Here is a 22,989-nt window from a genome sequence, read left to right as displayed (position 1 = left end):
CATGGCGAGTATGGAAAAGGCTAATGAAATTCTTTCTTGACGCTGGCAAGGATATGTCAGCATCCTGCCGCCTGGAAGGACGTTTACCCCTCAAAAACAGACATGATTCGTGAAATTGGCTTCTTTATTTATCCAGGGCACCAGATGCTGGATCTGGCCGGCCCGCTTTGTGCCTTTGAAATTGCCAATCACTTGCACACAAGTGACACCTATCGCTTCCATCTGTTGTCAACAGGAGGGGGGGCGGTACTCAATAGTCTGGGATTGCCGCAGGCCACGGTGCCATCGGCAGCCATTCAGCCACAGCGGCTGGACACGCTGATCGTGGTGGGGGCACCCAGCCCGTTCTCTCCAGCCGATCTGGATACAGAGGTATTCCGTTCGCTGGTGACGGCCTCGCGTCGCGTCGCCAGTGTGTGTACGGGCGTGTTTCTGCTGGCGGCACTTGGCGTGCTTGATCGGCGCAAGGTAACGACCCACTGGCGTTACGTGGATCGTTTGCGACAGGACTATCCATCAGTGCGAGTGGATGGCGAGCAGGTATTTGTTCAGGATGGCGATATCTGGACTTCTGCCGGCATAACGGCAGGCATTGATCTGGCCATTGCACTGATCGAGGTTGACCATGGCATCGATCTGGCTCGTGCTGTCGCACGTGAAATGGTGGTTTATCACCGCCGGGCGGGCGGTCAATCGCAATTTTCCACACTCGGCGATCTGGCCCCGGCATCAGACCGGATTCGCAATGTACTGGCCTATGTTCGTGAAAATGTCATGCGACCTATCCGTGTCGATGACATGGCCAGAGTGGCCTGCATCAGTTCCCGACAATTTGCCCGTGTCTTCAAGCGGGAAACCGGGGAATCTCCAGCCAGGGCCATTGAACGGATCAGAGTGGAAATTGCGCGTGACCGGATTGAAAGCGGATCTGAATCACTGGAAAAAATCGCCGGACTTTCAGGATTTGTCGATCCGGAACGGATGCGCAGGGCATTTATACGCATAATAGGGCGCCCTCCGTGTGCCATTCGTCAGGCCGGGCGAAATTGATTTCCTTCCAGTCTGGCATGTGTCCGCCGTTCGCCAGGTGCGGCGCACCGACTGAATCGGGATCTGGCGAAATGAATACAGGGTGCAAACCTCAATCCTGCTGAATCGATCGAACATAGGCACAGAACATATCGGCCAAGGCATCGGAGTAGGCAACCATTTCCGCTTTTGTCCGCCGGGTGCGGGAAAAACTGCTGCCGACGGTGCCAAGCGTGGTGGAGATCATGTCGCTGGCCAGCTCGCGAGAGGCGGGGGCCGCATCGGGTAGCAGCTGTTCCATGAATGCGCCGAACATCCGGTCGCTCTCCGCCCGTATGGCTTTTGCCTCCGGGCTGTCCCGGTAGAACGGTGCCGCGTCATTGAGCGCTCCGCGAACCTCTGCTTCCTCGCACTCGGAACGGATGAATGCGTGAACCAGCGTGCGCAGCCGCGTCAGCGGCGGTGTCGCCGTGTCATCGAGGATGCGGCGCAGCATGTCCAGCGTTTGCTGCCATTCGTCGCTTTGCAGCCTGAACAGGATTGCGGCCTTGTTGGGGAAGTACTGGTACAGGGAGCCAATGCTGATTCCGGCCTTCTCGGCCACGCGTGCGGTAGTGAACCGGGTGGCGCCTTCCCGGGCCAGAACCTGAGTCGCTGCCTGCAGCACTGCACTCACCAGCTCGTTCGAACGCGCCTGCTGTGGCTGCTTTCGTGAGGAAACATCGGGGTTTTTGCTCTTCGGCATGGTGTGGTTCCGGCAAGTCGGCAAATGCGAATAGAGAATGCGACTGATTGATCGCATAATTTGAACGCGATGAATTATTCGCATTGTTCCACGGAACCTGAACGCCCTCAACAACGGCACACCCATGTCCGCCTTCTCCTGTTCTGGTCGACCTTGTTCCGTCGGGCCACTCACAACCTGACACCAGGCCGGCCGTTCTGAATGCTGGCCGGTCACTGCACGAAATATTCAACATGGAAAAAAACACTTCGCACCATGCGGCGGCGGCGCTGACCCCGCCGGCCCCCCGCGTTCTGATGAAACTGCTGCCGCTCACGATGACCGTGTTCATCGCTTTCCTCACCCTCGGCATGCAGCTCCCGGTGCTGCCGCTGTACCTTCATGATTCACTCGGGATGGGCACGCTGGTGGTCGGTCTGGTTATCGGTTCGGAATTTGCTGCAGCTTTGCTTACCCGTGCCTGGGCGGGCAATTTCGCCGATATGCGCGGTCCGAAGAAGGCGGTCGTGGCGGGAACCGTTGCGGCTGCCTCATCGGGGCTGGCCTACCTGGTGTCGCTGGCATTTGCTGATGCGCCAGAAGTGGCCGTCTGGATCCTGCTGGCCGGGCGCATCCTGCTGGCCTTCGGGCAAAGCCTGATCGTGACCGGTTCCATGGGCTGGGGTATCGGCCTGGTCGGGCCGCAGAACGCCGGCAAAGTCATGGCCTGGAATGGTATCGCCATCTATGCCGCGTATGCGTTCGGTGCGCCGCTGGGGGTGGCCGTGAGCGCGCAGTGGGGTTTTCACGGCATCGCCGTCTCCGCCGTATTCATCCCGCTGCTGGCGCTTGGCATTGTCGCCGGCGTCAAAGGCGTCGCGCCTGCCGCACAGCGCCGTACGCCGTTCTACAAGGTGCTCGGCGCGGTGTGGGTGCCGGGGACAGGGCTGGCCCTGTCGAGCGTTGGTTTTGGCCTCATCACCGCTTTTATCGCCTTGCTGTTCGCAGCCCGGGGCTGGGACAACGCATCGGCAGCCTTTACCGCTTTCGGGGTGGCTTTCATCGCCGCACGATTGCTGTTCGGGCATCTGCCCGACCGGGTCGGCGGGGCGAAGGTGGCGCTCGTCAGCGTGATCATCGAGGCCGTCGGTCAGTTGCTGATCTGGGGAAGCGATGCCGCCGCCGGCGCATGGCTCGGTGCCGCGCTGACCGGCTTCGGCTATTCGCTGGCTTTCCCGGGCTTTGGCGTGGAAGCACTGCGCCGCGCACCGCCGCAGACCCGCAGCCTGGCGATGGGGGCTTATGCGGCGTTCCTTGACCTGGCTCTTGGTCTCACCAGTCCGCTGGCCGGTGCGCTGGCCGGCGCCTGGGGCATCGGCTCGGTCTATCTTGCCGGGGCGGTGACCGTGGGGTTGTCGGTGTTCGTCGCCTGGCGGTTGCTGGTGACAGAACCGGCCAGGACAGCCGTGCATGCCTGATTTCCTGAAGCTCAGGCATTGACGCGCCGTTCCCCGCCGGCGGGTGGCGGGGAACGGCGCATTCAGGCAATAGCAGTGTCCTGGCTTGCCGTGGCAAGCAGGGCTTCCTGCATGGCGGCGAGTTTCAGGCAGGTTTCCCGGTATTCGAGCTGCGGGTCCGAGTCCCCCACCAGCCCGCAGCCGGCGAACAGGACGCCGCCTTGCCCGGGAGAGAGCAGGGCGGAGCGCAGCGCGACCAGAAAGTCGCCGTTGCCCTCGCCATCCACCCAGCCCAGAGGGGCGGCATACCAGCCGCGGTCCATGCCCTCGTGCCGGCGGATATAGTCCAGTGCCGCCGCGCGCGGGTAGCCGCCCACCGCCGGTGTCGGGTGCAGCGCCTGGACCAGTCGCAGGATGCCCGCGCCATGGGCCAGCCGGGCCCGGATGGGGGTGTTCAGGTGCTGCACACTGGCCAGTTGCTTCAGTACCGGCGTTCCGGGTATCTCCAGGGTTTCGCTGCAGGGTGCCAGCGCGGCGCGGATCGCGTCGACCACCAGCTGGTGCTCGTGGCGGTCCTTGGCACTGTCCAGCAATGCCTTGCCGAGGCGGGCGTCTTCCCTGGCGTTGGTGCTGCGGGCGGCGGTTCCGGCGAGCGCGTGGGTCTGCGCTTCCCCCCCGCGTACCTGCACCAGACGCTCCGGCGAGGCGCCAAGGAAGCAGCTGTCGCCGCGTCTGCAGGCGAACAGCTGGGTGTTGCCGTGCTGCCGGCGCAGGTATTCGATGACGTGCCAGGCTTCGATCCCGCCCAGCGGCTGGTTCTGCGAGCGCGCCAGAACAACCTTGCCAAGCTGCCCCTGACGGATGTTGCGGACGGCTTCGGCCACCTTGCTTTCCCAGTCCCTGCGTTCCTGTGCCGAAGCCCCGGTGTGCGGACTGCCCGCCGCGGGCTGTCCTCGCCTCCGGGCCGGCTGGCGCAGTCGCCGCAGTATCGAGTCGTGGCGGATGGCCAGGGTCAGGGCATCGTTCCCGGCCTCCGCCAGTTGCTGGCAGAGCACCCGGCAGGTGTCGCCCTCGCGCAGCACGGTCAGACGGGCGAGATCCAGGCTGGCGTCGCCGAATGCCTGCCAGTGTTTCTGGCGGGGACCGGCCGGGTCGAAACGGAAGCCGCCGCACAGGCGTGGCGCCAGCGGGCCCTCGACGACGGCATGCCGGCACAGGGCCTGCCAGTTTTCCTCGATCCGGACAAAACGCCGCTCACCATGACCATCGAGTTCCAGGGCGCGGTCCCAGGCAAAGAATGCGAGGTCGGGCTGCCGGCCCTCCCAGTAGAAAAATGGCGTCTGACCGTCATCCATGGTGCCGAACACCTGCAGCGGGTCGAGTGGATCGATCCCGAACGAGACCGCTGCCAGCACCGGATGACCAAGTGCCTCGGCCCGGCGGATGGCGCGCTCGAAAGTGTGATGCAGGAGCGGCAGATGCTGGCTTGCGACCGGGGAACTCATGCGATCCCCCGGGTCTGCCGCCAGTACTTGACCTGCTCGTCGATGTACCAGTGGATGAGCTGCGAGAACAGGGTCTCGGCAAAGGCCGGATCGAGGCCGTTCTCCTCCGCCCAGCGGGCGCGTGCCGGGAGCATCGCGGCCACGCGCTCCGGCGCCGGTATGGCGGCCTCGGAGGCCTTGAAGCGCGATGCGGCCCTGACGTATTCCATGCGTCGGCCAAGGGCCTGGATGATCTCATGGTCGATCCGGTCGATTGCGTCGCGGACCTCGAGCAGGCTGCTGCAGTTTTCAGGCGTTGTCATCAGGCAATTTCCCGGAAAAGGGTTTCGGCGTGGCCGAGGCGGCACAGCAGGTGTTCGATCACGGCGGCGCGTTGTCCGACCAGATAGAAATGGCCGCCGGGAAAACGCTTCAGCGTTGCCCGCTGCCGGCCGGCAAGGTCCCAGCCCTGCGCTTCGTCGCTGCTGGCTTCTTCGTCGCGATCGCCGAGCAGGACATCGACGGGGCAGGCCAGGGCGACCGGCCGGGCGCGGCGATAGGTCTCGATCACCTGGTAATCGGCACGCAGGATGGGCAGAAACAGGGCGCGCAGGTCCGCATCCTCCAGCAGTTCGCTGGCGCCTCCCTGGCGGCGGATGTCGTCCAGCAGCGCGGCCTCGTCACCGCGGTGCAGCTCGCCACCACGCTGCAGGTGCGGTGCCGGCAGGGCGGAGACGAACAGGTGGTGCGGCGGCAGGCCGGCGTGTTCCAGCTGCAGGGCCGTTTCGTAAGCCAGCGCTGCGCCGAGGCTGTGGCCGAACAGCACCAGCGGCGCGTCGGCGAACTCCCGCAGGGCCAGGGCGGCGCCTTCGGCGAGGGGGGCCATGCCGGTCGACGGCGTCTCGTTGAAACGGTCCTCCCGGCCCGGATACTGCATCGCCAGCAGGTCGATGTCGGCGGGCAGCCGTTCCTTCCAGGCGGCAAAGAAACTGGCGCTGCCGCCGGCGTGGGGGAAGCAGACCAGACGCAGGCGCGGCATGGGCGTCAGGCGGAAGGGGCGAACCCAGGTTTCGGCGGGATGGCTCATGCGCGCGCCTCCAGTTCCTGGCGCAGGCATTCGCGCAGCGTCTTCTTGCTGATTTTGCCGATGCCGGTCTGCGGAAAGGCCGCCACCAGCTCGATGCGGTCCGGCACCTTGAATGCGGCCAGGCCCTGGCTGTGCAGGTATTGCCTGAGTTTCAGTGCCGAGGGGGCAGGCTGACGCGGAATGACAAAAGCGCAGGTACGCTCTCCGAGCAGGCTGTCCGGCATGGCTACCACCGCAGCGTCGTGGACCTGGGGATGGGCGATCAGCAGGTTTTCCACTTCCTCGGCCGCGATTTTTTCGCCGCCGCGGTTGATCTGGTCCTTGTCGCGCCCCTCGACTACCAGATAGCCGTCGGCCCGCCGGCGCACGCGGTCGCCGGTATGGTAGAAACCGTTTTCATCGAAGGCCCGGGCGTTGTGTCCGGGCAGCCGGTAGTAGCCCCGGATGGTATACGGGCCGCGAACCCGCAGTTCGCCCACTTCCCCATCGGCGACATCATGGCCTTCCGCGTCGACCACCCGTATTTCGTCGGCCGGTGACAGGGGACGGCCCTGGGTTTCAATGAGGCGCTCGGGCGGATCATCCAGCCGGGTGTAGCAGACCAGCCCTTCTGCCATGCCCAGGACCTGCTGCAGCTGGCAGCCGAGGACTGGGGCAATGCGCCGTGCCGCATGGCTGCCCAGCTTCGAACCGCCAACCTGGAGCAGGCGCAGGCTGGAGAGATCAGCCTGGCGGCTGGCCTGGGCATCGAGCCACAGCATCGCCAGCGGCGGGACCAGGGCAACATGGGTGACCCGCTCGCGGGCGACAAGCGGAAAGCAGTGCTCGGGGTCGGCGCGCTGGCTGACCACCACGCGTCCGCCGGCCAGCAGGGTGCCGATCACACCGGGGCAGCAGAGCGTGAAATTGTGTGCCATCGGCAGACCGGTCAGGTACACCGTGCTTTCGTCGAAGCCGCAGAGTGCGGCGCTGGCGCGCACGTTGTAGAGGTATTCACGATGGCGCCGGGGGATCAGCTTCGGTGTGCCGGTGGTGCCGCCGGAGAGCTGGAAGCAGGCGATATCTTCCGCACGGGCCGCGCATTCTTCCCGCGGAGAAGCCTGATACAGCGGTGCCATCGACTGCAGCGGCGCATCGGCCATGCCGTGGATCAGCGCCATGGAGCAGGCGCCTTCGTCCAGCAGCGCACGGGCCATGGGGCGCGGGTCGAAGCCGTCTGCCTGCCCGGCTCCGATATAGGCTGCCGCCCGGGCGAAACGGCAGAAGCCGGCGATTTCATGCTGGCGATGGGCCGGGAGGGCGAGCACCGGGCGCACGCCGAGCTGGAACAGGGCGAAGCAGGTCTCGACAAAGGCGATGCTGTTGGGCAGGTGCAGCACCACATTGTCTCCCGCCTTCAGCCCGGCCTGATGCAACCCGGCCGCCAGGCGACGGCAACGTTCGAGCAGTGCGGCATAAGTGATGTGGTGACCGTCGGCACTCAGTGCGATCCGCTGCGGATGGCGTTCTGCGCTGATGGCCAGCGCGCCGGCGAAATCCTGTGTCTGCCAGTAGCCGGCCTCGATATAGCGCCGGATGAACGGCTCGGGCCAGTCGGGGGCGTCAGCCGGGGGCTCGATGGCAGAAGCGGGGAGGCGCGAGGAAGTCATGAAATCTCCGGTGAATACCTGATTGATATTTTTTGTAAATGATATTTGTTATCATTAAGCAACAAACAGGGACCGTGCAAGCCCGCTCCTTTCGACTGCCGGGCTTTTTCATTCGATTCATGGGCGAAGTGACCGAAGCGCCATCCGCTTGCGCCAGAAGTCCCTCCGCATTCACCTATCCCGAAGGGGCTGCCGTGCCGGCGGTCTCCGGGGAACAGGAAACCCGATGACCATCACCATCATTTCTCCCCGTTCCGATGACGCCGCCTGCGTGCCCGGCAACCGGCCCGGTGTCGCGCACATCGATCCGGACATCAAACTGGTAACCGGCACCTTGTGCTCGGCCAGCGAAGACTGGTTCGAGGAACCGCTGGAACGCGGGCTGCGGCTGATCCTCGTGCAGAGCGGGCAACTGCGCTGCCGGATTCCCGGGCAGCCCGAGCACCTGATCAAAGGGCCCAGCCTGTGCACCATCGCCAGCGACGGCGATTTCACGTCGACACAGATTTACGGCACCGAAAAGCCCCTGCGCTACACCATCGTCCAGCTCGGTGTCGAAGCCCTGAACGACCGGGCCGGCTGGTTGCCCGAGCCTCTGGTGCGGCGCCCGGGAGGGGACCCGAGGATCATGAGCTGCCCGGCACCACGCGCCATGCAGGCGCTGGCGTCGCAGATCGCAACCTGCCAGATGTTCGGTCCGACCCGTGACCTTTACCTCGGCGGCAAGGCCATGGAACTGGCCGCGCTCAGCGCCCAGTTTCTTTCCGGCGAGGCGGGCGCGACCGAGGCGCCGCGCATCGCCTGCCCGGAGGTCGAGCGCATTCACGCCGCGCGCGACCTGCTGGTGGAATCCCTGCAGGAACCGCCGACGCTCGACGCACTGGCGACCCGGGTCGGCATGAACCCGCGCAAGCTGACCGTCGGCTTCCGCAAGGTGTTCGGTGCCAGCGTGTTTGGCTACCTGCAGGAATACCGCCTGCGCGAAGCGCACCGCATGCTGTGCGACGAGGAAGTCAACGTCTCGACCGTGGCGTACCGGGTCGGTTACAGCCCCGCGCATTTCTCCATCGCTTTCCGCAAGCGATACGGTATTTCCCCCAGCGAGATCTGCTGAGGCGGTGCCCCGGGGGCGGGGAAGGGCGCCGGCGTCACGGTGACGTCGGCGCCCTTCCCCGCCCCCGGGGCATTCATGAGCTGCTCCCGATCTAACGAAACAGTCCGGCCATCTAAAGCATTGCCGCCCGGACACCCGGAGCAGGTGGAACAATGTCATATTTGAGAATGGTTGTTATTTACTGGCAACTGACATTGACCCTTGCCCTCTGGGAGCCTTCATGGATCTGCCCCTCGATTCCCGTCCCGGCCTGCGCGACTGGCTGGTCACGCAGCTCGCCGAGCTGCTCGGTGAACCGCCCGATGACGTCCGCCTGCTGGCGGACGACGATGACTTGCTGGGTTGCGGCCTCGACTCGATCCGCCTGATGTACCTGCAGGAACGCCTGCGTGCGGGAGGGGTGGCCGTGGAATTCGCGCAACTGGCCCGACGCCCCTGCCTGGAGGCCTGGCTCGAACTGCTGCCTGCCGCGCCACGCGTGGCGGCGCCTGCCCGGACGGCAGAGCCGGCAGTCAGGCACGATCAGCCTTTCGACTTGTCCTCCGTGCAGCAGGCATACTGGCTCGGGCGTGGCCCGGACGAGATCCTGGGCAACATCAGCTGCCACGCCTTTCTCGAATTCCGTGCCCGTGAAGTCGATGCGCAGCGCCTGGCGGCGGCGGCCGCTCTCGTGCGGCAGCGCCATCCGATGCTGCGCGCACGTTTCATTGACGGGCGGCAGCAAGTGATCGAGGCACCGGCGCTGCCGTGCTTCGATCTGCAGGACTGGCGCCAGCATGGCATGGAACAGGCCGAGGCAGCCTGGCAGGCGCTGTGGCAGCAGCGCTCGCACGAATGCCTGAAGGTCGAGCAGGGGCAAGTCTTCCTGTTGGGTCTGGTGCAGATGCCGGGGGGCGAGGATCGTCTCTGGCTGAGCCTCGACCTGCTGGCCGCGGATGTGGAGAGCCTGCGTCTGCTGCTTGCCGAGCTGGGTACCGCCTATGCCGCACCGCAGGCGCTGCGCGAGGCGCCACCGCTGCATTTCGCCGACTACCTGGCGCGACGCGCGCAGCAGCGCGCCGGGGCGGTGGCCACGGCACGCGAGTACTGGTTGCAGCGCCTGCCGCAGTTGCCGGACGCGCCGGGCCTGCCGCTGGCCTGCGCCCCCGAGAGCATTCGCCAGCCGCGCACGCGGCGTCTGTCGTACCGGATGCCGGCCGGCGAAAGCCGGCGCCTGGCGTCCCTGGCCGCACAGCACGGGGTGACGCTGTCGAGCGTGTTTGGCTGCGCCTTTGCCGCCGTCCTGGCACGCTGGAGCGAGAGCCCCGGCTTTCTGCTGAATGTGCCGCTGTTCGACCGGCATGCCGATGATGCCCGCCTCGGTGAGGTCATCGCCGACTTCACCACCTTGTTGCTGCTCGAATGCCGGGTCGACGCAACAGCCTCTTTTGCCGACGCGGTCAGGGCCTTCCAGCGCAGCCTGCACGACGCCATCGATCATGCGGCGTTCCCGGCGCTGGAAGTGCTGCGCGAAGCGCGCCGGCAGGGGCAGCCGCGCTCCGCACCAGTGGTGTTTTCCAGCAACCTGGGTGAGGACGGCTTTGTGCCGGCCGCGTTCCGCGACGTCTTCGGCGATCTCCACGACATGCTTTCGCAGACGCCCCAGGTATGGCTCGACCACCAGCTTTACCGCGTCGACGGCGGCATCCTGCTGGCCTGGGACGCGATCGTCGGGCTGTTCCCCGACGGGCTTCTGGAAACCCTGTTCGAGGCCTATGTGACCTTGCTCCGGCAATGCTGCGACGGTGGCTGGGATCACCCGCCGGCCCTGCCGCTGCCCTGGGCGCAACAGGCTTGCCGGGCCCGTCTCAATGCCTGCCCGGCACCGGGCGTGGCGCGCCCCCTGCATCATGATTTCTTCGCCCGGGCCACCCGCGACCCGTCCGCCGTCGCGCTTCGTTACGATGAGCGCTGCATGACCCGCGGAGAACTGGCCGGGCAGGCACTGCGCATTGCCGCCGGCCTGAGAGCCGCCGGCATCGAGACCGGCGATGCGGTGGAAATCAGTCTGCCGCGCGGCCCGCAACAGGTCGCGGCCGTTTTTGGCGTGCTCGCCGCCGGCGCCTGCTATGTCCCGCTGGATATCGATCAGCCGCCGGCTCGCCGCCGGCTGATCGAAGACGCTGCCGGCATCCGCCTGGTGATCACCGAATGCGAGGAGCCCCGGGCGACGCCGCCGCGGCTCGCCGCCGAACGGCTGGCGCGCACGCAGGCACTTGCCGCGCCGACGCCGCTGACACCCGGCGCGAGCGCCTATGTCATCTACACCTCGGGCTCGACCGGCGTCCCCAAAGGGGTGGAAGTCAGTCACGCGGCGGCGATGAATACCATCGACGCGCTGCTCGGCCTGCTGCGCGTCGGCGCCGACGATCGCCTGCTGGCCGTCTCGGCACTGGACTTCGACCTTTCCGTCTTCGACCTGTTCGGCGGCCTGGGCGCCGGTGCCAGTCTGGTCCTGCCGTCCCAGGCGCAGGCCCGGGATGCGGCCGCCTGGGCCGACGCCATCCGCCGCCACGGCGTGACCCTGTGGAACTCCGCGCCGGCGCTGCTGGAAATGGCCCTCAGCCTGCCGGGCACGCAGGCCGACTACCGCAGCCTGCGCGCGGTGCTGCTGTCAGGCGACTGGGTGGCGCTGGATCTGCCGGCGCGGCTGCGCTCGCGCTGCGCGGCCGACTGCCGTCTCCATGTGCTTGGCGGTGCGACCGAAGCCGGGATCTGGTCGAACCTGCAGTCCGTTGGCGTCGTACCGTCGCACTGGCGTTCCATTCCCTATGGCCGCCCGCTGCCCGGCCAGGCCTACCGGGTGGTCGACGCGTACGGGCGCGATGTGCCGGATCAGGTGGTCGGGGAGCTGTGGATCGGGGGAGGCAGCCTGGCCCGCGGCTATCGCAACGATCCGCAGCTGACCGCACAGCGCTTTGTCCACGACGGGCAGGGGCGCTGGTATCGCACCGGCGACCGCGGCCGCTACTGGGCCGATGGCACGCTGGAGTTCCTTGGCCGGGTCGACCAGCAGGTCAAGCTCCGCGGTCAGCGCATCGAACTGGGCGAGGTCGAGGCGGCGCTGTGCGCCCAGCCCGGTGTCGAAGCGGCTTGCGCCGCGGTGACCGGCAGCGGTACGCCCGGCCTGGGGGCGGTGCTGGTGCCACGGCTGCCGGCTGCGGGCGGACCGCCGCCGGCATGCCCCGAGACACAGTGCTTCGCCGGTCTGGGCGAGGCCGAGACGGTGGTCACCCGGCATCTGCTCGGGACGCTGCTGGAGGCGCCCCCGGAAATTCCCGATGCGCTGTGCAAGCGCTGGCTGGACTGGCTGGCGCAGTCGGCCACGGGCGAACTGCCGGCGCTCGACGAAGCCTTGCGCAGGCTTGGCTGGCAGGCCTCGGTGCTGGCGGCCATGAGTCAGGCACTGCGTGCGCTGTTTGAAGGCGGGCAGCCGCCGGCCACGCTGCTGCTCGACCCCTGGCTGGCACCGCAGGCGGTGGCGGCCCGGTTGCCGGACGGCCGCGAGGCGCTGACCCGGCTGATGCAGGCCCTGCCGGCGCCGGTTGCCGGCGAACGACTGCGGGTGGCGGTGCTGGATACCCGCGCCGGGCTCTGGCTCGACCGGAGCCTGCTGCGTCCCGATCTTGACCTGACCCTGTTCGAGCGCAGCCGTGGCCTGCTCGATGCCGCCGCCTCCCGCCTGCCATCGCGGGTCGCGATTCAGGCGCTCGACGACGGGCTGCTGCCGTCCGGACATCTCGGGCGCTATGACCGGGTAATCAGTTTTGCCGCGCTGCATGGCTACGAGACCCGCCGCGAAGGGCTGGCGCTGGCCGCCGCACTGCTGCGTCCGCAAGGCCGGTTGCTGCTGGTCGACCTGCTGCGGGCATCGCCGCTGGCCCTGCTCGGCGCGGCGCTGCTCGATGACCGGCCCTTGCGTCTGCCGGACCTGCCGGCGCTTCAGTCCGACATTGCCGACGCCGGTCTGGCACCGCGCTGCCTCTGGCGCAGTGAGCGGATCGCACTGGTCGAGGCGGTCTCCCCGGGCACCGGTCTCGACCCGGCGCGACTGCAGGCCGGCCTGGAGGCGCGCCTGCCGCAGGCCATGCGGCCCGAGCGACTTTGGTGCCTGCCGGCCTTGCCGCTGAACGCCAACGGCAAGATCGATCGCCGGCGTCTGGCCGCAATCATGACCCGCGCACTGACGCAGGTCGGCGGAGACGACACGGCCGGCGAAGCGCTGGCGCCGCATGAACAGCGCCTTGCCGCCTGCTGGGAAACGGTGCTCAGGCGGCCGGTGAAGCAGCGTGACGCGAGCTTCTTCAGCCTTGGCGGCGACAGCCTGCTGGCGACGCGCCTGCTGGCCCTGGTCCGCGAGCGCTTCGGCGTGCGTCTGGGCATGGCCGACTTTTACCGTCAGCCGACCCTGGCCGGCCTTGCCCGGCACCTGGAAGGGGCCGACGCCGGCGTCACGAAAAGCCAACTGGAAGAGGGCGTGCTATGAGTGTGGGCGAACTGCTGGAAACTTGCCGCAACCGGCAGATCGAGTTGTGGGGTGAAGCAGGGCAGCTGCGCTACCGCGCCCCGCAGGGGGCCCTCGACGACGGTCTGGCCGAGCGATTGCGGGCGGCGCGCGACGCGCTGCTCGAACACCTGGACGCAGGGCCGGTCTGGCGTGCCGAACCGGCACGCGCCCATGAACGATTTCCGCTGACCCCGGTGCAGGCCGCCTATGTTCTCGGGCGTCAGGCCGCCTTCGACTATGGCGGCAATGCCTGCCATCTGTATGTCGAGTACGACTGGCCGGCCGACACCGATCCCCGGCGCCTCGAGGCCGCCTGGAACGCGCTGCTCGTGCGCCATCCGATGCTGCGTGCGGTGATCGAGGACAACGCCTGGCAGCGGGTCCTGCCCGACGTGCCCTGGCAGTCCCTCGTCGTGCACGACGGCACGACACTGGACCCCGACGCCTTCGGGGCGCATCTGGCGCAGGTGCGCGAGCGTCTCGATCACCGCTGCGCACCACTCGACCAGTGGCCGGTCCTGTGTCCCGAACTGAGCATCGGCCGGCAGGGCTGCGTGCTGCACATGTCAGTGGATTTCACCCTGATTGACTATGCCAGCCTGCAGTTGCTGCTCGATGAGTGGCGGCGGCGCTATCGCGACCCGCAAGTGACGCCACCGCCGGAAGCGACCTTCCGCGACTACGTGCAAGTCGAGCAGCAGCGCCGCTGCTCGGTGGCCTGGCAGCGCGACCGCGACTGGTGGCTGGCGCGCCTGGACGACCTGCCGGGACGACCGGACCTGCCGCTGCGGACACAGCCGGATACCCGCTCGACCCGTTTTTGCCATCTCCATGCGCGCCTCGACGACGACGCCTGGCGCCAGCTCTGCACCCAGGCTGGCGCGCGCGGACTCAGCGCGGCGGGTGTGGCGCTGGCCGCCTTTGCCGAGACAGTTGGCCGCTGGAGCCAGACGCCGGCGTTCTGCCTCAACCTGACGGTACTCAACCGGCCAGCGCTGCACCCCCAACTGCCGCTGGTGCTTGGCGACTTCACCGCGCTGAGCCTGCTGGCGGTGGACAGCCGCCACGGCGACAGTTTTGCCGCGCGGGCGCGGCGTATCGGCGAGCAAATGTTCGAGGACCTTGATCATCCGGTTTTCAGTGGCGTCGACCTGCTGCGCGAACTGGCCCGCCGTCGCGGACGTGGCGCCGATCTGATGCCGGTGGTCTTCACCAGCGGTATCGGCAGCGTGCAGCGTCTGCTCGGAGACGCCGAGGCATTGAGTGCGCCGCGATACATGGTCAGCCAGACGCCGCAGGTCTGGCTGGACTGCCAGGTCACCGACCAGTTCGGCGGTCTGGAAATCGGCTGGGACGTACGCCAGGGCCTGTTCCCCGAAGGACAGGCAGAGGCCATGTTCGAGGCTTTCGTCGACCTGCTGCGGCAGCTTGCGGACAGCCCGCAGGCGTGGAACGCCAGCGATGCCGGGCTGTACGCCGGGCCGGTCGCGGCGCCTCCGGTGGCGTTGCCCGGCACGGAGCGGAGCATTGCCGCCGGGTTTGCCGAGCGTGCGCAGCTCAGTCCCGATGCCCCCGTGATTCACGATGCGGCCGGCAGTTACAGCTACCGCCAGATTGCCCAGCATGCCACGGCGCTGCGTCGTGCACTGGAAGCGAACGGCGTGGGGCCCGGTCAGCGGGTCGCGGTGCTGCTGCCCAGGAGCGCCTCGCAACTGGTTGCCGTCCTCGGCGTGATTCAGGCCGGTGCGGCCTATGTGCCGGTCGACATTCGCCAGCCGGCGCTGCGACAGCGGGCAATCCTCGACAGCGCCGGCGTGGCGGCCCTGGTCTGCCTGGCGCAGGACGTGCCGGCACAGATCGCCTGCCCGTGCCTGGCCATCGACCGCCTGCCGGCCGATGCGGACTGGCCGCCGCCTGCCGCCGCCGAGGTGGCGCCGGACGATCTTGCCTATGTGATCTACACCTCGGGCTCCACCGGCACCCCCAAGGGCGTGATGCTCAGCCATGCGGCGGCAAGCAATACGCTGCAGGACATCAACGAGCGTTACGCAGTGAGCGAGCGGGACCGTCTGCTCGGCCTGGCCGAACTGAGTTTCGACCTGTCGGTCTACGACTTCTTTGGTGCCACTGCCGCGGGTGCCCAGATCGTGCTGCCGGACCCGGCGCGTGGCAGCGACCCCTCGCACTGGGCCGAGCTGATGGAACGGCACGGGATCACCCTGTGGAACTCGGTGCCGGCCCAGGGACAGATGCTGGTCGACTACCTCGAAAGCGAGCCCGGACGCAGGGTACCTGGTCCGCGCTGCGTACTGTGGTCCGGTGACTGGATTCCGGTCAGCCTGCCGGTGCGCTGGTGGAAGCGCTGGCCCGACAGCGCGCTGTTCAGTCTCGGCGGGGCCACTGAAGCGGCCATCTGGTCGATCGAACAACCGATCCGTCCGGCGCATGCCGAGCTGGCGAGCATCCCCTATGGATGCGCGCTGCGCGGGCAGAGCGTGGAGGTGCTGGATGCCCGTGGCCGGCGCTGCCCGCCGGGCGTGCGCGGCGAGATCCATATCGGCGGGGTCGGCCTGGCGCTTGGCTATGCCGGTGATCCGCAGCGCACTGCTGAGCGCTTCATTCGTCACGCTGACGGACGTCGCCTGTACCGTACCGGCGATCTCGGTCGCTACCTGCCCGATGGCAGCATCGAATTTCTGGGGCGAGAGGACGACCAGGTCAAGATCCGGGGCCACCGCATCGAGCTGGCCGAACTGGACGCGGCCCTGTGCGCACATCCGCAAGTGAACCTGGCAGCGACCGTGGTGCTGGGCAGCGCACACGAGCGCAGCCTGGCCAGCTTTGTCACCCTTCATCCGCAGGCGGGCGAAGCCGGTGACGACGCCCGCGACGGGCTAGACGCGGTGTGTGAACGGGCGCGGCAGGCACTGCAGCACGACTGGGGCGAGCTGCCGGCGATCGCGGACGCGGTGGCGGCACTCGACCGTGCCTGCCTCGCCTCCCTGGCCGCCTGGCTGGCCGGCAGTGGCATTTTTGCCAGCGCCGCCGGTCTGGACTTCTCCACCCTGTGCCAGCGGCTGGGCATTGGCGATGTGCGTGAGCGCCTGCTGCACCACTGGCTGCGGCAGCTGGAAGAGGGCGGCTATCTGCGGCGTGAAGGATCGGTCTGGACCGGCTGCGACACACGGCCGGCGGTCGACCCGGCGACGGCCTGGCGCGATTTCGCCGCCAGCGCGCCGTCGCATTTGTGGCCGGCCGGACTGGTTGCCTATCTGCGCGACAGCGCCGGGTCCCTGGCAGAACAACTGGCCGGACGGATCAGCCCGGCGGCGCTGATGTTCCCGCAGGGCTCGGCGCATATCGCCGAGGCCATGTACAGCGAAGGCCTGCACGCCCGCGCACTGCACGCGGCGATGGCCGAGGCGATCGCCGCCATCGTCGAGCGCCAGCCGGCACGCCGCTGGCGGCTGCTCGAACTCGGCGCCGGCACCGCTGCGGCCAGCCGCGCGGTCATTGCCCGCCTGGCGCCGCTGGCGGACCGCGGCGTGGAAGTGGATTACCTGTTCACCGACGTGTCCAGCTACTTTCTCGCCGCGGCGCGCAAGCGCTTCGCCGGACAGCCCTGGGTGCGCTTCAGCCGTTTCGACATGAACGACACGCTGAGCGGGCAGGGCGTGGCACCACACTCGGTGGACATCCTGCTGAGCTCCGGCGCGCTGAACAATGCGCTGGATACCCCGGCGCTGCTGGCCGGCCTGCGTGAACTGCTGGACGCCGACGCCTGGCTGGTGATCCAGGAACTGACGCGAGAACACAACGAAATCAGCATCAGCCAGAGCCTGATGATGGAAAACCCGCGCGACGGCCGGGCCGGGCAGCATCATCTGTTCGTTCATGCCGGGCAATGGCTGGAGTGGCTTGGGCAGGTGCCCGGCGACGTGGCGGCCAGCGTGGTGCCGTCCGGCCATGCCCTTGACCTGCTCGGTTACGACATCCTGCTGGCCCGCTGCAAGACCGGGCAGGCGCGGCTGGCACCGGCCGAACTGCTGGCGTTTGTCGAGTCACGCCTGCCGCGCTACATGCTCCCGGCACAGCTGCACGTGCTCGAACGGTTGCCGGTCACCGGGAACGGCAAGATCGACCGCAAGGCCCTTGCCGATGTCGCCCGCCAGCCTCGCTCCGTGCCACCGCGTGATGCGGCCGGGGAACCGGCGGATGCACTGGAACGTGCCTTGCTGGAACACTGGCGGGAGGTGCTGGACAACCCCGATCTGGGGGGCGATCAGGACTTCTTTACCGCGGGTGGCGACTCCCTGCTGATCGCCCAGCTGATCGCGCGCCTGCGCGACAGCCAGGAAGAGGCCCGCCGGCATCCGTTCGACCGGCTGCTGCGCTGGGCGCTGAGCCAGCCGACCGCGCGCGGCATGGCCCGGCGCCTGCGCGAAGCGCGCGAGGACACCGGCGCAGACTGCACACCATCGGTGCCATCGGCGGCGCCAGTCCGCAGCACTGATGCTGCCCCCGGCATGCCGCGCGCGCCCCTTGGCGATGGTGCGGCCCTGGCCGATCCGCTGGTGCGCCTGGCGGAAGGGGAGGGGGTGCCGCGGGTGCTGATCCATGAAGGGCTGGGCACCTTGCTGCCCTATCGTCCGCTGATTCAGGCACTGGGCTGCGAGCGGCCGCTGCTGGGCCTGGCGGTGCATGACAGCGAAGCCTATCTGGCGATTCCCGCCACGCACCTGAATGCCTGCCTCGGCCGGCGCTATGCCGCTGCACTGCACGCCGCCGGCCTGCGCGAGGTGGATCTGCTCGGTTATTGCTCCGGCGGCCTGCTCGCCCTGGAGACTGCCCGGTCCCTGGTTCAGCGTGGCGTGCGCGTGCGGCAACTGGACATCGTCTCCAGTTACCGGATTCCTTACCGGATCGATGACGAGCGCCTGCTGCTGTTCAGCTTCGCCGCCACCCTCGGCCTGGATACCGCCGCGCTGGGCTTCCCCGGGGCTGCCGGGCTGGCCAGCCGGATTCATGCCGCGCTGGCCGGGACGCGTGGTCATCTGCCGGCGCAGACGCTGGCAACGCTGCCTGCCCTGGCCGACCTCGATGCCCTGCGCCGGCGTGTCCTGCAGGCCGCCAGCGGCAGCGCCGGGGCCGCCGGTTCCGGACGCGAGACGCTGTACCGGCTGTTCTGCCATTCGGTGCGGGCCAGCCAGGCCGAGCTGCCGGTGCCTTACGTCGGCGCCCTGCGCCTGTTCGTGCCGGGCGCCGGCCATCCACTGGTACCGGACTACGCCGGGGCGCTGGCGCGTGACTGGCAGGCGGCGGCGATCGGTGCCTGCCACCTCCATGAGGTGCCCGGCGGGCACTTCGATTGTCTGGGCCAGACACTGGCCGATTTTCTGCTGAAGGAGGTACGCCCATGAACGCGGTGCGTTCCGTCGTGGTCGCCGGTTCCCGGTTTGGCCAGTTTTATGCCGCCGGTGTCGCTGCCGATCCGCGCTTTGCCCTGCGCGGCATCCTCGGCCAGGGCAGCCGGCGTTCACAGGCACTGGCCGCGCGACATGGCGTCGACCTCTGGCGCGAGCCCGGCGCGGTGCCGGACGATGTCCGGCTGGCCTGCGTCGCGGTCGGCGGCGCCGCGCGTGGCGAGCAGGGACCCGCGCTGGCCGAAGCGCTGATGGCGCGCGGCATCGATGTGCTGATCGAGCATCCGCTGCTGCCCGGCGAATGGCAGGGCCTGCTGCGCACGGCCGCGCGCCTCGGCCGGCGCTGCCTGCTGAACACCTTCTATCCGCAGTTGCCGGCGGTGGCGCGCTTTATCGAACTGGGCCGGCAATTGCACCACCGCCGGGGCATTCGCCACCTGGAGGCAAGCTGCGGGGTCCAGGTGGGCTTCGCCACCCTGGACATTCTGGCGGCGCTGCTGGAAGGGGTTGGTCCCTGGTCGCTGGAGGACGCGGGCTGCGATCTGTCGGCGATGCGCGGGCTGTCCCTGGTGCTGGCCGGCGTGCCGCTGAATCTGCAGGTGCTCAATGAACTGGCTGCCGACAACGATGGCCGGATGACCGTGCTGCAGCGCCTCAGCCTGACGACCGATCGCGGCACCCTCAGCCTGGCCGGACCGCACGGGCCGCTGCTGTGGACCCCGGCGGTCGCGGTGCCGGCCGTGGATGCCGACGGGCTGTTTGCGCCGTCCGGCGAGTCGCTGCCCACGGTGCAGCTCTGGCATGCCGAACCCTGCTCCTGGGCGCAGGTGCACCGCCACCTGTGGCCGGCAGCCGCCGCCGATGCCCTGGCCCTGCTCGATGATGAAGACGCCGTGCACCAGCGCAACCAGCGCAGCCTTGAGGTCGCCGCCGTCTGGCAGCGGATCGGCAAGCGGCTGGGCTTTCCCACGGCACCGCCGCCGGGGCTGGCGCCGGCGAGCCTGGAGCAGGCGCTGGAGCGGGCCTCATGACCCCGGTGCTGTGGCGTCTGCTGCGTCCCTGCCGCTGGCGGCTGGGACTGGCCATGGGACTGCAGGCCCTGGCCGGCATCAGCTCCCTGCTGCCCTGGATACTGCTTGCCGGGCTGGCCGACTCGCTGGTGAAGGGGGCGGCAAACCCGGTGCTGCTTGCCCTGGTGCCGCTGGCCATCCTGGTCTGGCTGGTCTGCCAGGCGCTGGCCACGCATCTGGCCCACGAGGTGGATGCCGATGTCTGCAACGATCTGCGTCTGCGGCTGCTGGCGCATCTGCAGCGCCTGCCGCTCGACTGGTTCAGCCGCCAGGGCCAGGACGGTGTGGCGCGGCTGGTCGGGCAGGATGTGCGGGCCCTGCACCAGCTGATTGCGCATGCCCCCAACGATGTCAGCAAGCTGCTGGTGGTGCCGCTTGCCGCGATGCTGTGGCTGGCCTGGCTGCAACCCTGGCTGCTGCTGTTCTGCCTGCTGCCGCTGGGGTTTGCCGCCGCCGGTTTCGGTCTGCTGCGCTCGGCGCGCTACCGCGACGAGGTCATGCGTCGCAACACCGCCCTCGAACACCTGTCGGCCGACTATGGCGAGTTCGCTCACAATCTGCTGCTGGCCCGGCAATATCCGGGCGCCGGCATACAGCAGGGAGTCGAAACCTCGGCGGCGGCATTTGGCCTGGCGTTCTCGTCCTGGGTGGCGCGCGTCGGGCATCTGGCCGCGCTGGTCCATGTCCAGCTTGGTGCGCCCTGGCTGCTGGCCTGGTCACTGCTCGGTGCGCTGGTGCTGGACGCGCTCGGCGTGCCACTGGCCCCCGGCCCGGTCTGCGCCGTACTGCTGCTGGTGAGAGCGATGGCGGCGCCGGTCGAGGCGCTGGGTCATGGCAGCGATGCCCTGCTGGCCGCGCAGGCTGCGGCCGCGCGCCTGCAGCAGGTGTTTGACCAGGCCCCGCTGGCGGAAGGCCGGTCATCGCGCCTGCCCGCCGACGGTTCGCTGGTGGCCCGCGGGCTCAGCTACGCCTGTGAGGGCAGGGCGGTGCTGGAGGATATCGACCTGAACGTGGAGGACGGCAGCCTGGTTGCCCTCGTCGGTCCTTCCGGGGCCGGCAAGAGCACGCTGCTGTCCCTGCTGGCGCGCTGCATGGACCCCGACCGCGGCGAGCTGCATACCGGCGGCGTGGCATTGCGCGATCTGCCGTCGGCCGTCCGCCACCGGCATATCGTGCTGGCCGGCCAGCAGGCCGCGGCGCTGGAAGTCTCGCTGGCCGACAATATCGCGCTGTTCCGCCCGGGGGCGACCCTCGACGAGATCCGTGCGGCCGCCCGCGACGCCTGCCTCGACGACCGCATCATGGCCCTGCCGCGCGGTTACGACAGCGTGCCGGGACGTGATCTGCAACTGTCGGGCGGCGAGCTGCAACGGCTGTCGCTGGCCCGCGCGCTGCTGTCGCCGGCCCGGCTGCTGCTGCTCGACGAGCCGACCTCCGCACTCGATCCGCACACCGCCCGCACGCTGCTGCGCTGCCTGCGCGAGCGCGGTGCCGGCCGTACCCGTCTGATCGTCACCCACCAGCTGGAAGGGGTCCGCGACGCCGACCTGATTCTGGTGATGCAGGATGGCCGCCTCGTCGAGCGGGGGCGACATCCGGCGCTGCTGGCGGCGGGCGGGACCTATGCGCGCCTGTGGCACGAACAGCACGAACGGGAGGTGCACGCATGATGACGGTTCTTTCCCGCCTGCGCCTGCTGCCCGGCGGCTGCCGCCGCGCGCTGCACGAGGCGGCGGTCTGGGCGTCCCTGGCCGCCTTGCTGGATGCCGCCTGCGGGGTGCTGCTGGTGCCCTTGATCGAAGCCTGGTTCGCTTCGGGCGTCTTGCCCTGGCGCTGGGTCATCGCACTGCTGGGGCTGACGCTGGTGCAGTCGCTGGTGCAGTACCTGGCGCTGCGCCGCGGGTTCTTTGCCGGCGGCGCGCTGGCTGCCGGCCTGGTGCGCAGCCTGGTCGCACGCTTGCCGCATCTGGCGCCACCGGCCCTGCGCCGGATTGCGCCGGCGGAAGGTCTGTTGCGTGGTCCGGTGATGCAGAGCATGGGAATCCCTGCCCATCTGCTGGGACCGCTGATCGCCGCGGTGCTGACTCCGCTCGGGGTGGTGCTCGGCCTCGGTCTGATCGCCCCGGTCATCGCCCTTGGCCTGCTGCTGGCCGGAGGGCTGCTGTTTGTGCTGCTGCGCTGGAGCGGCCGGCACACCCTGACGGCGGAAAGCGCGCGGCAGGCAGCCGAACGCGATGCCGCCCGCGAACTGCAGACTTTCGCGGAACGCCAGCCGCTGCTGCGGGCGGCGGAACGTGAAAGCGTCGCGCTTCAGGACCAGGAAGCGGCGTTGAGGCGATTGCACGAAACGACCCGGACACTGCTGCGGCGGAGCCTGCCTGCTGGGCTGGGTTTCGCGCTGGCGGTGCAGGCGGTATTCGCGCTGGGCTTGCTGGGAGGGGCGTGGGCGGTCGGGCGGCAGTGGCTGGATGGAGCGTCCGTCGTGGCGATTCTGGTGCTGCTGGTGCGCTTTATCGAACCGCTGGCCCAGCTCACCCATCTTGACCAGGCCCTGCGCGGCGCCTGGCAGTCCCTCGACACGCTGATGCGGGTGTTCGCGCTGCCGCCGCTGGACTGCCCCGAGCCGGGCGAGCGCCCGCTGGATGCGGGGCTGGTGGCCGAGGGGCTGGGCATCCGCCTGGACGACGGCCGCACGCTGCTGGAAGACATCGCGCTGACACTGGCGCCCGGCTCGCTGACCGTCATCGCCGGTCCGTCCGGCGCTGGCAAAAGCAGCCTGCTGGCGCTGCTCGGCCGGGTTCACGATCCCGATACCGGGCGGGTTCTGCTCGGGCGGGCGGATATCCGCCAGCTGAGTGCATCGACCCTGGCCGCCAGCCGCAACCTGGTGTTCCAGGCGTGTGGCCTGTTCCACGGCAGTGTCGCCTGGAACCTGCGCATGGCCCGGCCCGATGCCGACCTGTCGGCGCTGCGCGAGGCGGCGGAGGCAGCCGGCCTGCTGGAAGAGATCGAGCGCTGGCCGCAGGGCTGGGAGACCGCAGTGGGGCCGGGCGGCGGTCTGCTGTCCGGCGGTCAGCGCCAGCGTCTGTGCCTGGCCCGCGGATTCCTCTCGCCAGCGCCCTTGCTGCTGCTTGATGAACCCACTGCCAGCCTCGACGGCGCCAGCGAGGCTCAGGTGCTGCGCAGCCTGCTCGCCTTGCGCGGGCGACGCACGCTGGTGGTGGTCACCCACCGGCCGGCCCTGGCCCGCCTGGCCGATCAGGTGCTGGTGCTGGAGGCCGGGCGGCTGCGGTTGAACGGCCGGCACGACGAGCTGTCTGCCCGCGACCGCTGGTATGCCGGTTTCGCTGCCGGTGCCGGACCACGACAGGAGGAAAAAAGTTCCGCAATGACTGCGGATCGATAG

Annotated in this window: 13 protein-coding genes; 8 read left to right on the top strand and 5 right to left on the bottom strand. The window is 68.6% G+C overall.

Translation table 11 applies throughout. The features are described 5' to 3' along the window. Positions 1 to 102 precede the first annotated feature (102 nt). Entirely contained in the window at positions 103 to 1,050 is a 948-nt protein-coding gene (locus DFO50_RS10045) for a GlxA family transcriptional regulator (RefSeq protein WP_084299981.1), read from the top strand. Between the two features lie 91 nt (positions 1,051 to 1,141). On the opposite strand, the gene DFO50_RS10040 is transcribed toward DFO50_RS10045, so the two are convergent. Continuing rightward, positions 1,142 to 1,774: a TetR family transcriptional regulator gene (locus tag DFO50_RS10040; protein ID WP_028498977.1), complete on the bottom strand. Its 633-nt coding sequence runs from the start codon at positions 1,772 to 1,774 to the stop codon at positions 1,142 to 1,144. Between the two features lie 233 nt (positions 1,775 to 2,007). On the opposite strand from DFO50_RS10040, the gene DFO50_RS10035 reads away from it, so the two are divergent. Continuing rightward, complete coding sequence (locus DFO50_RS10035; protein WP_051528788.1) at positions 2,008 to 3,231, top strand: arabinose transporter; 1,224 nt, start codon at positions 2,008 to 2,010, stop codon at positions 3,229 to 3,231. Positions 3,232 to 3,293: 62 nt separating this feature from the next. Here DFO50_RS10035 and DFO50_RS10030 read toward each other — a convergent pair whose 3' ends face one another. The 4 genes from DFO50_RS10030 to DFO50_RS10015 are packed head-to-tail and all read right to left on the bottom strand — an operon-like array spanning position 3,294 to position 7,430. After that, positions 3,294 to 4,715 (bottom strand): isochorismate synthase, encoded by a 1,422-nt coding sequence (locus tag DFO50_RS10030; protein ID WP_112692441.1) that lies wholly within the window; start codon positions 4,713 to 4,715, stop codon positions 3,294 to 3,296. After that, on the bottom strand, positions 4,712 to 5,017 hold the full coding sequence (locus DFO50_RS10025) for an isochorismate lyase (protein WP_107890063.1): 306 nt from the start codon (positions 5,015 to 5,017) through the stop codon (positions 4,712 to 4,714). Before DFO50_RS10025 ends, DFO50_RS10030 begins: the two co-directional genes overlap by 4 nt. Continuing rightward, positions 5,017 to 5,781: a thioesterase II family protein gene (locus tag DFO50_RS10020; RefSeq protein WP_112692440.1), complete on the bottom strand. Its 765-nt coding sequence runs from the start codon at positions 5,779 to 5,781 to the stop codon at positions 5,017 to 5,019. Before DFO50_RS10020 ends, DFO50_RS10025 begins: the two co-directional genes overlap by 1 nt. Further along, the gene (locus tag DFO50_RS10015) at positions 5,778 to 7,430 is read right to left on the bottom strand and encodes a (2,3-dihydroxybenzoyl)adenylate synthase (RefSeq protein ID WP_112692439.1); all 1,653 of its coding nucleotides are present in this window, start codon (positions 7,428 to 7,430) and stop codon (positions 5,778 to 5,780) included. Before DFO50_RS10015 ends, DFO50_RS10020 begins: the two co-directional genes overlap by 4 nt. Before the next feature lie 226 nt (positions 7,431 to 7,656). Between DFO50_RS10015 and DFO50_RS10010 the strand changes: the two genes are divergently transcribed. From DFO50_RS10010 to DFO50_RS09985, 6 genes are all read left to right on the top strand, one after another. Beyond that, a complete protein-coding gene (locus DFO50_RS10010) occupies positions 7,657 to 8,544 on the top strand; it encodes an AraC family transcriptional regulator (protein ID WP_028498983.1) in 888 nt (295 codons plus the stop codon). Positions 8,545 to 8,764: 220 nt separating this feature from the next. After that, on the top strand, positions 8,765 to 13,069 hold the full coding sequence (locus tag DFO50_RS10005; RefSeq protein WP_112692438.1) for a non-ribosomal peptide synthetase: 4,305 nt from the start codon (positions 8,765 to 8,767) through the stop codon (positions 13,067 to 13,069). Continuing rightward, a complete protein-coding gene (locus tag DFO50_RS10000) occupies positions 13,066 to 18,510 on the top strand; it encodes a non-ribosomal peptide synthetase (protein WP_112692437.1) in 5,445 nt (1,814 codons plus the stop codon). Before DFO50_RS10005 ends, DFO50_RS10000 begins: the two co-directional genes overlap by 4 nt. After that, on the top strand, positions 18,507 to 19,544 hold the full coding sequence (locus tag DFO50_RS09995; RefSeq protein ID WP_112692436.1) for a Gfo/Idh/MocA family oxidoreductase: 1,038 nt from the start codon (positions 18,507 to 18,509) through the stop codon (positions 19,542 to 19,544). The genes DFO50_RS10000 and DFO50_RS09995 overlap by 4 nt, the downstream gene beginning before the upstream one ends. Then, positions 19,541 to 21,253: an ABC transporter ATP-binding protein gene (locus DFO50_RS09990; protein WP_028498987.1), complete on the top strand. Its 1,713-nt coding sequence runs from the start codon at positions 19,541 to 19,543 to the stop codon at positions 21,251 to 21,253. Before DFO50_RS09995 ends, DFO50_RS09990 begins: the two co-directional genes overlap by 4 nt. Then, the gene (locus tag DFO50_RS09985) at positions 21,250 to 22,989 is read left to right on the top strand and encodes an ABC transporter ATP-binding protein (protein ID WP_304598478.1); all 1,740 of its coding nucleotides are present in this window, start codon (positions 21,250 to 21,252) and stop codon (positions 22,987 to 22,989) included. Before DFO50_RS09990 ends, DFO50_RS09985 begins: the two co-directional genes overlap by 4 nt.

Origin of the sequence: Microvirgula sp. AG722 (genome assembly GCF_003269145.1) — a bacterium.
GTDB lineage: Bacteria > Pseudomonadota > Gammaproteobacteria > Burkholderiales > Aquaspirillaceae > Microvirgula > Microvirgula aerodenitrificans.
This window is presented reverse-complemented; position numbering and strand designations above follow the sequence as displayed.